This window comes from Halorubrum halodurans (assembly GCF_002252985.1).
Taxonomy (GTDB): domain Archaea; phylum Halobacteriota; class Halobacteria; order Halobacteriales; family Haloferacaceae; genus Halorubrum; species Halorubrum halodurans.
This window is the reverse complement of the sequence record NZ_NHPJ01000103.1, coordinates 16,409-29,223: the sequence shown is the minus strand read 5'-3', so window position 1 is coordinate 29,223 and position 12,815 is coordinate 16,409. Positions and strand designations below refer to the sequence as shown.

The window sequence follows — 12,815 nt, the reverse complement described above, 5'->3', positions numbered from 1 at the left end:
TGTCCGTCGGCGTCGACGCCCTTGAATCGGGGCGGTCCGTTCGGGTGCGTTCCGCGTGGGTTGCCGGTCGATCAGTCGTCGTGGATGAACACCAGTCGCCGGTCCTCGGTGTTACAGATACACAGCTCGATCCCGTCGCGGGTCGCGCCGATCCGCTGCCAGCCGTGGTCGCTGACGAACAGCGTCTGGAACACGCCCAGGTCACACTTCGGGTTCGGACAGCCGACGCCGGCCGCGTTCTTGTACACCGTCGTGCCGCCGCCGGAGCTCTGCCGGACCAGCCCGTCGGTCAGCGAACGGAACTCCTCGGCCGACATCGCCCCCGCCGTGTCATCCTCGCTCATGGTCTCGATTCGCGGCCCATGGTATAAAAACGACCCGCCGGTCAGAGGTGGGAACGCCACCGCCGGTCAGGGATGTGAACGCCACCCTCGATCGGGGAGCGTGAGCCCCGTCTGCGATCAGTGTCCCCACCGCCGCCCGTCCTCGTCGTAGCGGGCGTCCGTGATCCGGTCGTGTTGGTCGTCGGTGATCGACACCGCGGCGGCCCCGAGGTTCTCCTCCAGTTGGTCCACCGTGCGCGCGCCGACGATGGGGACGCAGGTGAACGCCTCCTGGTCCATGAGCCAGCGCAGCGCCACCTGGGCGGGAGTCGCGTCGACCTCGTCGGCGACCGCGCGGACCGTCTCGAGCACCTTCCAGCCGCGCTCGGAGAGGTAGAAGCGCTCGAACCGCTCGTCGAAGCTCCCGCGGGAGCCGTCGGGGGCCCGAACCGACGTCGGGTCGTCGGGATCCGCGCGGGTGTACTTGCCCGTCAGGAAGCCGCCGGCGAGCGGGGAGTACGGACACACCGCGAGGTCCTGGTCGGCGACGACCGAGAGGTACTCCTCGACGTCCTCGTAGTAGCCCGCGTGAAACAGCGGCTGGGTCACCTCGAAGCGCTCGTAGTCGTTGACGTCCGACGTCCAGAGCGCCTTCGTGAGCTGCCAGGCCGCCATCGTCGACGCGCCGAGGTAGTTCACCCGCCCCGACTCGACGAGCCCGTCGAGCGCCGACAGCGTCTCCTCGATCGGCGTCTCCTCGTCCCAGCGGTGGATGTAGTACAGGTCGAGGTAGTCGGTACCGAGCCGATCGAGCGTCCCCTCGATCTGGTTCCGGATGTGCGTGCGTGAAAGGCCCGAGCCGTTCGGGTGGGAGTCGTCGAAGTCGAAGTACACCTTCGAGGCGAGCACGTACCGCTCGCGGTCGCGCTCCGCGAGCCAGTTCCCGACGTACTCCTCGCTCGTCCCGTTCGGGTCGCCGTAGACGTTCGCGGTGTCGATGAAGTTGCCGCCGTGGTCGGCGAAGGCGTCGAGGAGGGCGTGTGCCTGCTCCTCGTCCGTCTCGAGGACGCCGCCCGTTCGTCGGCCGAACCGCCACGTGCCGAAACAGAGTTCGGAGACCTTCGTTCCCGTCGACCCCAACCGTCGATAGTCCATGCGAACGGATCGGCGGGCCGGACCAAAAGCGTGGCCTCCCGCGGCGGACGCGTCACTCCCCGTCGTCCGACTCGTTCAGCCGGAGCGCCATCTCCAGCTCGAAGCTCTCGGCGTTGGAGGTCTCGAAGCCGATCTTCTCGTAGAGCGACACCGCGGCGCGGTTCCACCGCTCGACGGTGAGCCACACCTTCTCGACGCCCTCGGCCTGGCCGTGGCCGAGCAGGCCGCTGATGAGCCGCGTCCCGATCCCGGCCTCCTGGTACGTCTGGTGGACGAAGATCGCGAGCTCGTAGGCGTCGTCGTCGGGCACGAGCGTCGCGTGGCCCGCGACCTCGTCGCCACACCAGGCGACCACGTTGAGACAGTCGTCGGTGAGGATCGCCTCGAGCCACTCGCGGACGCGCTTCTCCCCGCCCGGCGGGATCCCCTGCGCGCGGTCCGACGGGTCGAAGTCGGTGTACATCGACACGAGCGCCTCGTCGGTCCCCTCGGCGCCGTCGTAGGCGCGTATCTCGATCTCGCGGCCCTCCCGGTCGGCGAACGCGATCGGGGGCGGCTCGAATCGGTCCGCGGTCGCGTCCGGGTATCGACGGTCGTTCATCTGACCAGCGTCACGGACGTCATGCTGTTCAACAGGACGAACTCGGCGATCGGCCCGATCGTGATCTTCCCCATCGGGCTGGTCTGGCCCCCGCCGAGAACGATCTCGTCGAACCCCTCCCGTTCGGCGATGTCCACGAGCCGGCTGCCCGGATCGCCCTCGACGTGTCGGATCTCGGCGTCGATCCCGGCGTCGGCTATCGCCTCCTCGGCTCGCCCCGTGATCTCCTCGATCGCGGCGGCGAGCCGAGGAGGCGNNCGTGATCTCCTCGATCGCGGCGGCGGAGTCCGGGTTCTCCACGACCGCGACGGTGAGGTCGTCGCCGGCGACGGCCGCCCGGTCGACCGTCCGCTCGAGCGCGCGGAGCGAGTCGTCGCTGCCGCCGATCCCACAGAGCACCTTCATGTCTCCCACCTCGCGCGCCGGTCTCAAAAGCGTTCGCCGTGCGGGGCGAGGGCGGGTCCGCGAGCGGTCGTGGCGTGGCTCTGACGGGAAAGAAACCATCGAGACGGAGGAGACACCCCTCGTTTCGTCTGTTCTTCGCGTCTGCGACGGGGAGTGTCGGTGGAGATACACCCCTCGTTTCGTCTGTTATTCGAACGAGAGTAGCGCTGATTCCTTCGATCGTAGAGCGGTTCGGCTCGATAGCGAATCGGGCGAATCATGAGAAACAGATAAATCAGATGAATCCAGCAAAACAAACGAAACGACATGGACATATGTAGATGAGTTATCGTCAGAGACACGGAATGAGCGAAGATCTCTTTTCGGATATCACGGACACGCTCTTCGAGAACAAGACCGTTCTCTCCGAGGAGTACCAACCGGACGAGATCGTCGAACGCGAAGACGAGATCGACGCCTTCCGATCCGCGCTCAAGGACGTCCTGTTCGGCCGGAACCCCTCCAACGTCTTCATCTACGGAAAGACGGGGGTCGGAAAGACCGCGGTCACGGAGTACATCGTGACCGCGCTCAAAACGGAAGTGGAGCGGCGAGACGACGCGGACGAACTCCACGTCCATTTCCGCAACTGTAACGACGATACGGTCTATCGAACGGTCCGAGCACTGATCAACAGCATCCGTGGGGCCGACCGCGAGCCGTTTCCGGAGACCGGTCACTCGACGGCGCACGCGCTGGAGACGCTCTACGAGGAGATGGATGCGAACGGCGGGACCTATCTGTTCGTTCTCGACGAGATAGATCACCTCTCCGACCCGAACACGTTGCTGTATGAACTCCCGCGAGCACGCGCGAACGGTCATCTGACCGCCGCACGGGTGGGCGTCATCGGGATCAGCAACAACTACGCGTTCCGCTCCTCGCTGAGTCCGAAAGTGAAAGATACGCTCATCGAAAAAGAGATCGCGTTCTCACCGTACGATGCCGACGAGCTTCGATCGATTCTGACGACACGAGCGGAGAAAGCGTTGATCGAGGATGCGTGGGACGAGTCGGCGATCAAACTCGCCGCGGCCAACGCAGCAAAGGACACCGGGAGCGCGCGACAGGCAATCGATCTGCTTCGAGAGGGCGGCGACGTCGCCGAGGAGAACGGTGCCGGCGCGATCACGGACGACCACATCGAGGTCGCAGTCGATCGCGTTCAGCGCGGGCGCGTCGAGAACAAACTGCGCGATCAGACCATGCACGGGCAGTTGATCCTCGAGGCGCTCGCAAAACTCGAAGTCAGCGGATCAACGCCTGCCAAATCGAAGCAAGTACAGCAGGCATACGTCCGCGTGGCTGAAGGGAGACAGCAAGACCCGCTCACCACGCTCAAGAGCATCCAGAACCATCTCGCCGATCTCACCATGCTGGGGTTTCTCGAACGGACCGAACATAACGAGGGACGCGCAGGTGGCGCCCACCACCAATACGAGTTAGCACTCGATCCGACTATCGTCCTCGAAACACGGGATACGATCGAAGCCGAGTCGATGTGAGCTCTCTTTTGGGAAGCAGAACAGACGAAACGAGGGGTGTATCCAGTGGATCTCCGAGACCATGGATCGGGTCGATATATCGTAAAACGAGTGGAGGGTGTTCAAGGATTCACCGCGCAACCAGATGGATTCGAGACCGAACTCACGGACAAGACCCACCCTCAACGAGCGAAGTCGGTAGACTGAGCGAAGTAGGGTGGAGTCGTTGACTTGGAGAAGAACAGACGAAACGAGGGGTGTGAGTTCGAGCTATGTGTTCGATCTCGACGGAACCCGCGGACCCTGTGATCACATCGACGGCTTTCGGACCTCGTCTTCCGAGATTCGCCTCCGTATGGCATGGCCACTAGAACTCGACGCAGACAGGCTCGTCCGGGTTGTAGTCATCGGGGTCGCCACCGCCTCGTTCGCCAAGGAAGACGATCGCATCAAGTTGGCCGCGCGTGAACCGGGGTTCGTACGACCAATGGAATCCATCTTCGATGTCGTCGCTCCGCCCGTGGAATTCGAAGCTCCCGTGTATGTTGTGGTCGAGCCAGAACTCCTCGTCGACGGTCTGGGTGTTCGGCAGTCGGAGACCGATTCCGCGCTGGAGGCGATCGTCCGGATCCGCGTCTTCGCAGAACGAGACATACTCGTCCCACGATTCGAAGCCATGCTCGGTGGCCTCCGTCTGTTTTTCCTCTGGTGTTTTCTCGCGGAATTCCCGCTCACGCCGGAGGAGCCGTCCTTCCGCGGTAATCTTGTACGTCTGCATGGCTGGCCGACCGATCTCTTTCGTCTGCCACTTTATCGCGGATGGACTGGCTTCGTCCGGAAACTTCGGTAGCCTGAGGCCATCTGCGACCAGCACGTCGTCGTACAGGCCCATGGTAGGGTATGGTTGCCCGTAGACAGTAAAAACACCCACCAAAGAACGTCGTTTGGGATACAGTCTGGACTACCCACCTTGACAGCTTTGATCGCCCCGACCGGATTCCCCCGATCTCAGTCGGTGGCCGACTCCCAGAGAGCGCCGACCCGCTCGTCAATCCACGGGAGCACGGTCCGTTCGACGACGCGCGTGAGATCAGTCGCGTAGCTCCGGTCGACCGCGGCGGCCGTGTTGGCGTCCGGAATCGGGTGGAAGTGATCCCGGGCGTTGTGTGGCTGATCGTGTCGATCCCACCGACACTGTCGCCGGTCGACTGGGCGGGTCTCGTGGTACGACACGTGAAAGTCACCGTTCGTGTACGCACGGATCTCGACCGAGACGCCCTCGATGTCTGGGGGGTAGTACTCCGTGTCGAGGGTCACGACGAGACTCTCCAGCTTGTTGGTCGGGAACAGCGAGGTCCGGCGGACCTCGGTTCGGCGACCGAACGCGCGGGCGAGATAGCGCAGCGTCGCCTCGTCGACGGACCGCGACCGGTCTGGACCGGTCACGCGGCGTTCTCCTCGAGTGAGGAGTCCGAGCCGCGATCCCGCCGGACGGCCTCCAGTCGGTCGATCCGCGCTCGGAGGGTGTGCCACTCGCTCAACGCGAGCCACACGTCCTCGAGATCGTCGTAGCCGGCGTGGTCGAACGCGTCTACCGCCGTCGGCGACGCCGCGTCGAAGCACTCGCGAAACGCCGCCTCGCGGTCGGTGAGCTCGGTAAGGGCGTCGTGCAGCTCGTCGCGTGACAGGTCTTCGAGCCGGTTTCGAAGCCGCCACTCGAAGTACGACTCGTTTCGGACGTACGTGAGCGGGGACTCCGAAACGAGTTCGACGACGCCGATCTCGGCCAGCCGCCTGAGATGCCGCCGGGCGGTGTCCGGCGCGCATCCGGCACGCTCCGCGATCGCCGATACGCCTGCTGGGTCGTATAGCTGGAGCGCGACCCGATACACGCGCTCGTCGGCGGGCTCTGACTCGAGGTCCGCGTTGAACCCCTCGGCGAGTCCGAACGCGTCGGCCGGATCGTCGGTGGTCATACTAATTGGTAGTAGAAATAGCGATATAATTCTTGTGTCGGCGATTTATTTGTTCGATGTGGGCAGCTGGACGTCTCCGCCTGCCACCTCACCCCATCGAGTGTTTCTCTCAGTTGATATCGATGGAGACTGGCTGAGAGACACTCAACCAGTCACTCTGGGCGGGGCATCTCTTCGAGTTCAGCGATCTCACCGGTCTTCTCGACGCGATCGTACTGTCGCTGCCACGCGTCCGCCGGAAACAGGTCGTTTCGGTCGAACAGCTCCCGCGCCTCCGCGGTAAGCTGGTAGAATTTGTACGGGTAGCCGCGCACGCGCTCGCCGGGCTCGACCACCAGCTCCGCGACCACGCTGATGTCCTGCAACACGCCGAGGTGCCGCCGGATCGCGTCCTCACCGAGCTCCGGGTTCATGTAGTCGAGTTCCCGAACGCTCGGCGCACCCTGCGGGTGACCGACCACGTCCGCGATCAGATTCGCACGGGGCCGGTCGGTGGCCTTCTGGAGTGCCAGCCACGTGTCGAACTCGTCGGGCGCCGATCCCGCGTTCGGCGCGTCCGTTCCGCCGGGGTCCGTCGCGTCCGTCTCCGCAGTTCGGGGGTTCATACGCACCCCTACGGACGGCGGGGAGATAAACACTTGGTCGCTGAATACAATCGATTGATCAAATAGTAGCACAACCGATACTACTATTGGATCTCGAACTGGATGTCGCCGTAGGATGGACAGCGGAGACGACCACGCTCACGACGACACCGACGGCACCGCTCGAAACGACTCGACGGGCGACCTCGTCGGGGGCGTCGAGGAGGCGGGTCTACACGGCGGGGAGTCGCTGTCTCTGACGCCCGAGCAACACCAGCGACTCAAAGACGGGATTCATGGACCCCGGTTCGACGATGTTCGCCGAGCCGGCCGTCGGTATCTCGTGGTCGGCAGCGGGTCGGGCGAGCGCGGAAAGCGTCGTCGGCGGGTGTGTGCTCGGTTAAACGACCGTTCGGACGCTATCGCGTTCAGGTTAGAGGAGTTCGGGTTCGACGCTGACGACCTCGACCTGTGGGCGTCGGCCTTCGAGGTGTTGTCGGCACAGGCGACGTGGGTCGTCGGCGTGATCGAGGACTTCGACGGTGGGCACGTCTGGGAGCTTGGCTACCTGTATCGACAGCAGACGAGTGTGCGAGATGTGTTGTGGCTCCTCAAGCGCGCCTACGACGATCCGGCAGAACAACGGGCCCGATACGACAACGGAATGGCGGCGTCCCACCTGGCGGCTCTCGAGGCGGCGGTGGGCGACCGGGTCGTGGAGTGGTCGACCATCGAGGAGCTCGATAGCGCGGTCGAGCAAATTCCGTGAAGGAGAGTCATCGGGGATGTAGGGAAGTGACCGACGGATTCAGTGTCGAGTGGCCGACCAACTCGCCATGGACGCGGTCATCCCAGCCGCCGGGCGAGGCAGTCGGCTCGGCGAGCTGAGGGGGGACCGACCGAAAGGACTCGTCGACGTCGCGGGACGACCGCTGCTCGCGCACGCCTTCGAGGCGGCGGTTGAGGCCGGGGGTGGCGAGCCGGTCGTCGTTTCCCGCATTTGAACGGAATAAACCGTCCAAGAAAGTTTTATCACGTTTTGAGTCGCATGGTGGGGTATGAAAGATCCGCGTTCGGACGTACGAGCCGACACCGGCGAACGCGCGCCGGACTTCGACGCGCTGACCCCGCCGGAGGAGGTCGTCCGTGGTGACCGAACGCGAGACGACTTCTTCGATGCCGTGCTCGGGCTCGACGATCCAGCGACGGCCAGCGAGGTCGCCGACCGTGCGGGACACGGGGTCGACGCAGCACGTGAATACTTGGACTGGTTCGAACGGATGGGCATCGTCACCCGGGTCACGGAATCGCCGGCCACCTACGAACGGAATCAGGAGTATCTGAACTGGCGACGCGTCCAGACGCTCCGAAGCGAATACGCTACCGAGGAGTTGCTCGACCTGCTACGGTCGGAATCCGAGCGGGCGGATACACTCGCACGCGAATTCGACGCCGAGTCTCCGACGACGGTGTCGATCACACGGTACGCCGCGGAAACCGATCAGTCCATCGAGGACATCTGGAAGCAGCTCTCGTCGTGGGAAACCGCTCGCCGTCGCGTCTCCCTCCTCGAACGAGCACTCACTCCCACGTCCGGCGACGCCACGGATCGCGAATCCGTGGCATGACCCCCGGACGCGGGAACGACACGACCGATTCGGTTTCCGGTGGGCCGGTCGATTTCGACCGGCTGGAGGTCATTCGGGAGCGTCTCGCGACGGACGATCGGTTCACCGAAGTCGATGACCGGCCGAGCTTCGCGCCCGAGCGACTGGTCTGTCGGTACGATAGGCAACTCTACCCTGACCGGGTTCGGAATGTCCGTCTAGAGATAGTATGGTTCGAAAACGGGGATTTCTCGCTCCACTACCACGAAACCCACGAGACGGGGGCGTTCGATCACCGGTGGGATAGACATCCGTCCGGTCACAACGCTCGCGACCACGTCCATCCGGGACCAGAGGCCCCGACTCCCGGCGACGATACGACACACCCGACCGACTGGCGTGACGTCCTCTCGACGGTGCTTTCGGAGATCGAAGACCGCCAGCGTGGCTTCTGGGCCGAGTGATTGTGGGTTACGAAGCGGCCCAGATCGTTGACCGGTTCGGCGACGCCTTCCGGGGGTTCTTAGGGATGAGAACGTCTATTCGGACAGTGTCTCAACGACATCATCAACAGTAAACAAACCGAGGTCGTCTCTCCCCTCGGCTGCTTCCTCCAGTGACGACGCGAACCCGCTTCGGCTGAACAGTGCGTACTCGTAGCTCACGTCGCCGTCGGTCGGCGACCACTCGATCTCGGGTGCCTCCCGTTCGAGCTGTGCGAGAACATCGTACCCCATCGGTTGCTGCTGGAACTTCGCCTCCCCGACCAGTAACGTGTCGCCGTTCGTCGGGGCCACGATATCGATCTCGCGTCCGTCGGTGTCCCACCACTGACCCGGCGATTCCGTGAACGTGTACACGTCCCCGTACTCGTAGAGAACTGCCCGCTGGCAGAGGCGTTCGAACGACGAACTGACGAAGTCCGGGAGGTGTGGTTCGACGAGTTCGTCGTACGCATCCGCTCCGAACACTTCGTACCGGGACGAACGACCGTGGACGAACCGGAACCAGAACGCGAACAGTTGGTCCCGGATCCGATACCGGCTGTTCCGACTCCGGGAGGGATCAACAGTGACTGGGTACTCCTGCTCAATTATCTGGAGCTCCCGCAGGCGGGAGAGGTAGTAACTCGCACTGTTAGCGTTGATGCCGGCAGCCTGAACGATCTCGTTTCGCTTGTGGTTCCCCTCCGCCATCGCTTTCAGAACGGCGAAATACCGATCCACCTTGTCTAGTTCCCGGTACAGAACATCCTCGGGCTCCTCGTGGAGGCCGCCATCACGGAGCAGCAAGGTTTCCGTAATGTTCCCTTTGAGTGACTGTGTGTCGTCTACAGCCCGGAGGTATTCCGGCGTCCCTCCGAAGACACCGTACGCGATCACCTGCTCAGCCGGCGCGTAGTTCGGGAAAAAGGTCATCGCGGCACCGAACGGTAACGGGCCGATCTCGAGCTTTCCGTTCGGTCGTTTCGAGATCCGGCCATACAGTGGTGAGCTCCCGTCGATCGCGATCTCGTGTATCATCCCGATCGCCGAGCCAGTCAACACGAAGGTCGTGCCCGTATCGGCGACGTTGTGATCCCAGAGCCGCTGAATGAGAGAGGGGAGCGCTTCGTTTTCGTCGACGAGATACGGGAACTCGTCGAGAATCACGATCGCATCCTGTTCGGCGAGATGCGTGAGAACGTTCTCCCAGTCTTTCCGAATCCGGTTGATCCCCGGAAATACCGTTGCAGCACCAGCGATGAAGGAGTCGAGTTGCTGCTCCGTCGTCCCGTGTGCTGCTTGATGGTACACCGCGTCATCGCGATCTTCGATGGATTTGACGACGAGTGCCGTCTTCCCCATCCGCCGACGTCCGTAGACGACGCTCAACTCCGCGGAATCACTTTCGTACAGCTCGTGGAGCCTGTCGAGTTCCCGTTCTCGGTTAACGAACGTGGGCATGTGCTCACCGTCGGCTCCCCGGTACATAAAACGCGCAGGTAACGTAGTTTAGACTATCGTAGTTTAGACTACTGTAGTCAGGACTACTATAACTTAGCGTATACGATTAGGGCCTGCGAAGGTTGGGGGTCAGCGGCATGACCGAGGTGCGTGAGCAGAACCATATCGATGTCGCCATAGTCGACAGCCGACTGTCCCAGTCAGTGGGTGATTCGACTGCCGCAATCGACGAGCAGGATACTCTCGGCGTGCTTGAGAACTGCGCCCGTCNNGACGGGCGGGCGCTTCCGGTTCCGAACACTGTCAGGCGTATGGGCGTTCGTATTTGATCGACCGGGAGGAGGGTGTGGGACAGCGAGCAGTGTCCGGTTCGGGGAGGTGTCGCTGAGAGACGATCTCGACTTCAAGTAGTGGGTTGACCGATAGCTGTGGGTCCGGAGACTGACGTCTTGAGGTGGCTGATGGTGCCATTTCCCGTGTGGATGCGGTCATTCCTGCTGCCGGGCGGGCCAGTCAACTCGGCGATCTCACCGACGACCGACCGAAGGGGCTCGTCGACGTGGCGGGGCGCCCCCTGCTCGCGCACGTCTTCGAGACGCCATCAAGACGACAAACGTCGTGACCTACACGAGTGGACGAACAGCGTTACTAAGTGGCCCGACGCCGAATCTAACGACATGAGTAGCATCGATCTCCCGTCGGACGTGCTGGACGCGATCGCGGCACCGCCGGAGGAGCGCGAACCGATCGTCCGGCAGGAACTCGCGGTGTCGCTGTACCGGGAGGGCTATCTGTCCTTCGGAAAGGCACGAGAGCTAGCCGGTCTCTCGAAGGCGGAGTTCCACCGGCTCCTCGGAGAACGCGGGGTAGAGCGACACTATACCGAGGAGGATCTCGCGCTTGACGTCGAGTACGCGCGAGAATGACGGTCGTCTCGAACACGTCGCCGCTGTTGAATCTGGCACTCATCGAACGCCTTCACCTGATCGACGCCCAGTTCGGTGAGGTGGCCGTTCCGACGGCGGTCTGGAACGAGCTCACAGCCGGGTTCGACGGCCGCGACCGCATCGAAGCGTTCCGCGATCAGGGTGGGATTCGAGTCGTGTCACCGGAGCCAACCGACCTCCGAATCGAGTTCGAGCGGGAACTCGATCGCGGAGAGGCCGCGGCCATCGCGTACGCCGTCGACGTCGACGCGGACCGAGTACTCATCGACGAGCGTGAAGGCCGGGCGACCGCCACGCGTCACGACGTACGTCGGCCGAGGGAGAGTACCAGCTGAGCGAGGCCGTGGGGTTGTTGGTGCGTGCGGGGTACGACGTGGCGACGGTTCGTGTCGGTGGACGTGTGAACGTGAACACGCCAGCGGACGTGGGGCGGGCGGCGGAGTTGGTGCGTGGGAGTGAGAACGGTCGTTCCCACGGATCTCTCTCGACGGAAGGCCGGCATGAGATACGCCACGATCGGCCGGACCACGTGTTTCAAGTCGCTGCTCGGCCATTCCGTGGTATGGGAGTCGTTCGGGATCGCGAACACAGTGACGGCGCGCCGACGATCGAGGGAACGGGAATTCGCGTCGAGGACATCGCTTCAGCGTACGAACACAGCGGGTACAGCCCTGACGAGATCACACAACTGTACCCCGATCTCAGCCTCGGCGACGTCCATCGAGCACTCGCGTACTACTACGACCACATCGACGACTTTCGGACCTCGTCTTCGGAGCCCGCCTCCGCATGACGCGGCCGTTGTACTGTGACGAGAGCATCTGGATCCCCGTCGCCGATGGTCTCAGTCGTCGCGGGTGGAGCGTTCACACCGCGAGAGACGAAGGAACGCTGGGAGAGTCCGACCGAGAACAGCTCCGGTACGCGGTCGAACGCGACTGGATTCTGCTTACCTTCGACGACGATTTTCTCTCACTCGTCGAAGGGGAGGAGATGGAACACAGCGGAATGATATACGTCCGACAGGCCGGACGGCGGATCGGTGACGTCGTGAAAGTCGTCGACGAGCACCTACAGAACCGCTCGGAAGACGCTCCACCGATCCAGTATCTGTGACGTCCATCTCGAAGGACCGGACCGGTGGGATCGGTCGTGTACTCGTGTGCCTGCTCCGGTTTCGTCGCGACGACCGCCTCGTCCACCAGCTAGACGTCTCCTTTCGCGAGCCGATCGATGAACTCTCGGCGGTCCCGTTTCCGATCGGCGGCGGTTCGCTCGTGTTCGGCGTCGATCCGTTCGCGGTAGGCGTCGACATCTCGTTCGTCACCGACCAGCCGAACTCCTTCCTAGAGGGCTGCGCGTGCGATCGGAAGGGGAAGGTGCTCGATGTCGCTCACGTCGACGAAGTCGTCCGCATAGCTCTGGAGGTCCGCATCGATCCGATTCCGTCGACGGAAGCGCTCTTTCGGCGAGAGGTCCTCGGGGAATCGGAGGGCGACGTCGACATCGGACGACTCGTGCGTCTCTCCCCGGACTCGGGAGCCGAACAGGACCGCGAAGCAGACGTCCGTCTCCGCGAGATACCGGCGGATCGCCGCCACGTCCACGCCGTCGATCGCCGGCCCATCGTGATTCGATCCGGCCATGTCAGGTACCTACGTGCCGGGCGATAAAACCGTTTGTGAACGGTACGGTCGTCCATCGGTCGGGATCGATCGGCCGTCGAGCCGCGAGCATTGGGAAGTCAC

18 protein-coding genes and 1 pseudogene are annotated in these 12,815 nt (G+C 63.3%); 10 read left to right on the top strand and 9 right to left on the bottom strand.

The window, feature by feature from the left end; genetic code table 11:
• Positions 1 to 71 precede the first annotated feature (71 nt).
• From DJ70_RS11815 to DJ70_RS11800, 4 genes and pseudogenes are all read right to left on the bottom strand, one after another.
• Complete coding sequence (locus DJ70_RS11815; protein WP_066414813.1) at positions 72 to 344, bottom strand: DUF7385 family protein; 273 nt, start codon at positions 342 to 344, stop codon at positions 72 to 74.
• Between the two features lie 117 nt (positions 345 to 461).
• Entirely contained in the window at positions 462 to 1,478 is a 1,017-nt protein-coding gene (locus DJ70_RS11810) for an aldo/keto reductase (RefSeq protein ID WP_094533244.1), read from the bottom strand.
• 52 nt (positions 1,479 to 1,530) lie between these two features.
• Entirely contained in the window at positions 1,531 to 2,079 is a 549-nt protein-coding gene (locus DJ70_RS11805; protein ID WP_094533242.1) for a GNAT family N-acetyltransferase, read from the bottom strand.
• A pseudogene (locus tag DJ70_RS11800) lies at positions 2,076 to 2,484 on the bottom strand (universal stress protein). The gene DJ70_RS11805 and the pseudogene DJ70_RS11800 overlap by 4 nt, the downstream one beginning before the upstream one ends.
• Positions 2,485 to 2,828: 344 nt before the next feature.
• Between DJ70_RS11800 and DJ70_RS11795 the strand changes: the two are divergent.
• Entirely contained in the window at positions 2,829 to 4,028 is a 1,200-nt protein-coding gene (locus DJ70_RS11795) for an orc1/cdc6 family replication initiation protein (RefSeq protein ID WP_094533240.1), read from the top strand.
• A 346-nt stretch (positions 4,029 to 4,374) separates the two neighbouring features.
• On the opposite strand, the gene DJ70_RS11790 is transcribed toward DJ70_RS11795, so the two are convergent.
• From DJ70_RS11790 to DJ70_RS11775, 4 genes are all read right to left on the bottom strand, one after another.
• A complete protein-coding gene (locus tag DJ70_RS11790; RefSeq protein ID WP_094533238.1) occupies positions 4,375 to 4,899 on the bottom strand; it encodes a hypothetical protein in 525 nt (174 codons plus the stop codon).
• 116 nt (positions 4,900 to 5,015) lie between these two features.
• On the bottom strand, positions 5,016 to 5,453 hold the full coding sequence (locus tag DJ70_RS11785; RefSeq protein ID WP_094533236.1) for a hypothetical protein: 438 nt from the start codon (positions 5,451 to 5,453) through the stop codon (positions 5,016 to 5,018).
• Complete coding sequence (locus tag DJ70_RS11780; RefSeq protein ID WP_094533234.1) at positions 5,450 to 5,983, bottom strand: DUF7342 family protein; 534 nt, start codon at positions 5,981 to 5,983, stop codon at positions 5,450 to 5,452. The genes DJ70_RS11785 and DJ70_RS11780 overlap by 4 nt, the downstream gene beginning before the upstream one ends.
• A gap of 152 nt (positions 5,984 to 6,135) precedes the next feature.
• Positions 6,136 to 6,588 carry a transcriptional regulator gene (locus DJ70_RS11775; RefSeq protein WP_094533232.1) on the bottom strand — a complete coding sequence of 151 codons (453 nt, stop codon included), beginning with the start codon at positions 6,586 to 6,588 and terminating at the stop codon, positions 6,136 to 6,138.
• Between the two features lie 115 nt (positions 6,589 to 6,703).
• Between DJ70_RS11775 and DJ70_RS11770 the strand changes: the two genes are divergently transcribed.
• The 4 genes from DJ70_RS11770 (at position 6,704) to DJ70_RS11755 (ending at position 8,638) form a co-directional block, all read left to right on the top strand.
• The gene (locus DJ70_RS11770; RefSeq protein WP_094533230.1) at positions 6,704 to 7,336 is read left to right on the top strand and encodes an aminopeptidase; all 633 of its coding nucleotides are present in this window, start codon (positions 6,704 to 6,706) and stop codon (positions 7,334 to 7,336) included.
• Positions 7,337 to 7,403: 67 nt separating this feature from the next.
• The gene (locus tag DJ70_RS11765; protein ID WP_094533228.1) at positions 7,404 to 7,571 is read left to right on the top strand and encodes an NTP transferase domain-containing protein; all 168 of its coding nucleotides are present in this window, start codon (positions 7,404 to 7,406) and stop codon (positions 7,569 to 7,571) included.
• 54 nt (positions 7,572 to 7,625) lie between these two features.
• Positions 7,626 to 8,195 (top strand): DUF7342 family protein, encoded by a 570-nt coding sequence (locus tag DJ70_RS11760; RefSeq protein WP_094533226.1) that lies wholly within the window; start codon positions 7,626 to 7,628, stop codon positions 8,193 to 8,195.
• Positions 8,192 to 8,638 carry a hypothetical protein gene (locus DJ70_RS11755; protein ID WP_094533224.1) on the top strand — a complete coding sequence of 149 codons (447 nt, stop codon included), beginning with the start codon at positions 8,192 to 8,194 and terminating at the stop codon, positions 8,636 to 8,638. The genes DJ70_RS11760 and DJ70_RS11755 overlap by 4 nt, the downstream gene beginning before the upstream one ends.
• Positions 8,639 to 8,713: 75 nt before the next feature.
• Here the strand turns inward: DJ70_RS11755 and DJ70_RS11750 are convergent, their stop codons facing one another.
• Positions 8,714 to 10,120, bottom strand: coding sequence for an ATP-binding protein (locus tag DJ70_RS11750; RefSeq protein WP_094533222.1), 1,407 nt, complete (start codon positions 10,118 to 10,120; stop codon positions 8,714 to 8,716).
• Between the two features lie 677 nt (positions 10,121 to 10,797).
• Between DJ70_RS11750 and DJ70_RS11740 the strand changes: the two genes are divergently transcribed.
• The 5 genes from DJ70_RS11740 to DJ70_RS18120 all read left to right on the top strand — a co-directional run bounded on the left by DJ70_RS11740 (position 10,798) and on the right by DJ70_RS18120 (position 12,740).
• Positions 10,798 to 11,046, top strand: a complete 249-nt coding sequence (locus DJ70_RS11740; RefSeq protein ID WP_094533220.1) for a UPF0175 family protein — start codon at positions 10,798 to 10,800, stop codon at positions 11,044 to 11,046.
• Entirely contained in the window at positions 11,043 to 11,402 is a 360-nt protein-coding gene (locus DJ70_RS11735; RefSeq protein ID WP_179234047.1) for a hypothetical protein, read from the top strand. Before DJ70_RS11740 ends, DJ70_RS11735 begins: the two co-directional genes overlap by 4 nt.
• A 227-nt stretch (positions 11,403 to 11,629) precedes the next feature.
• Positions 11,630 to 11,860, top strand: coding sequence for a DUF433 domain-containing protein (locus tag DJ70_RS11725; RefSeq protein ID WP_014556651.1), 231 nt, complete (start codon positions 11,630 to 11,632; stop codon positions 11,858 to 11,860).
• Positions 11,857 to 12,183 (top strand): DUF5615 family PIN-like protein, encoded by a 327-nt coding sequence (locus tag DJ70_RS11720; RefSeq protein ID WP_094533218.1) that lies wholly within the window; start codon positions 11,857 to 11,859, stop codon positions 12,181 to 12,183. Before DJ70_RS11725 ends, DJ70_RS11720 begins: the two co-directional genes overlap by 4 nt.
• Positions 12,184 to 12,227: 44 nt before the next feature.
• On the top strand, positions 12,228 to 12,740 hold the full coding sequence (locus DJ70_RS18120) for a hypothetical protein (protein ID WP_449272196.1): 513 nt from the start codon (positions 12,228 to 12,230) through the stop codon (positions 12,738 to 12,740).
• Positions 12,741 to 12,815: the final 75 nt, after the last annotated feature.

What these genes read in the sequence shown, in the direction of transcription:
- DJ70_RS11815 (WP_066414813.1), bottom strand. Translation starts at nt 344, where the DNA reads ATGAGCGAGGATGACACGGCGGGGGCGATGTCGGCCGAGGAGTTCCGT.
- DJ70_RS11810 (WP_094533244.1), bottom strand. Translation starts at nt 1,478, where the DNA reads ATGGACTATCGACGGTTGGGGTCGACGGGAACGAAGGTCTCCGAACTC.
- DJ70_RS11805 (WP_094533242.1), bottom strand. Translation starts at nt 2,079, where the DNA reads ATGAACGACCGTCGATACCCGGACGCGACCGCGGACCGATTCGAGCCG.
- DJ70_RS11795 (WP_094533240.1), top strand. Translation starts at nt 2,829, where the DNA reads ATGAGCGAAGATCTCTTTTCGGATATCACGGACACGCTCTTCGAGAAC.
- DJ70_RS11790 (WP_094533238.1), bottom strand. Translation starts at nt 4,899, where the DNA reads ATGGGCCTGTACGACGACGTGCTGGTCGCAGATGGCCTCAGGCTACCG.
- DJ70_RS11780 (WP_094533234.1), bottom strand. Translation starts at nt 5,983, where the DNA reads ATGACCACCGACGATCCGGCCGACGCGTTCGGACTCGCCGAGGGGTTC.
- DJ70_RS11775 (WP_094533232.1), bottom strand. Translation starts at nt 6,588, where the DNA reads ATGAACCCCCGAACTGCGGAGACGGACGCGACGGACCCCGGCGGAACG.
- DJ70_RS11770 (WP_094533230.1), top strand. Translation starts at nt 6,704, where the DNA reads ATGGACAGCGGAGACGACCACGCTCACGACGACACCGACGGCACCGCT.
- DJ70_RS11765 (WP_094533228.1), top strand. Translation starts at nt 7,404, where the DNA reads ATGGACGCGGTCATCCCAGCCGCCGGGCGAGGCAGTCGGCTCGGCGAG.
- DJ70_RS11760 (WP_094533226.1), top strand. Translation starts at nt 7,626, where the DNA reads ATGAAAGATCCGCGTTCGGACGTACGAGCCGACACCGGCGAACGCGCG.
- DJ70_RS11755 (WP_094533224.1), top strand. Translation starts at nt 8,192, where the DNA reads ATGACCCCCGGACGCGGGAACGACACGACCGATTCGGTTTCCGGTGGG.
- DJ70_RS11750 (WP_094533222.1), bottom strand. Translation starts at nt 10,120, where the DNA reads ATGCCCACGTTCGTTAACCGAGAACGGGAACTCGACAGGCTCCACGAG.
- DJ70_RS11740 (WP_094533220.1), top strand. Translation starts at nt 10,798, where the DNA reads ATGAGTAGCATCGATCTCCCGTCGGACGTGCTGGACGCGATCGCGGCA.
- DJ70_RS11735 (WP_179234047.1), top strand. Translation starts at nt 11,043, where the DNA reads ATGACGGTCGTCTCGAACACGTCGCCGCTGTTGAATCTGGCACTCATC.
- DJ70_RS11725 (WP_014556651.1), top strand. Translation starts at nt 11,630, where the DNA reads ATGGGAGTCGTTCGGGATCGCGAACACAGTGACGGCGCGCCGACGATC.
- DJ70_RS11720 (WP_094533218.1), top strand. Translation starts at nt 11,857, where the DNA reads ATGACGCGGCCGTTGTACTGTGACGAGAGCATCTGGATCCCCGTCGCC.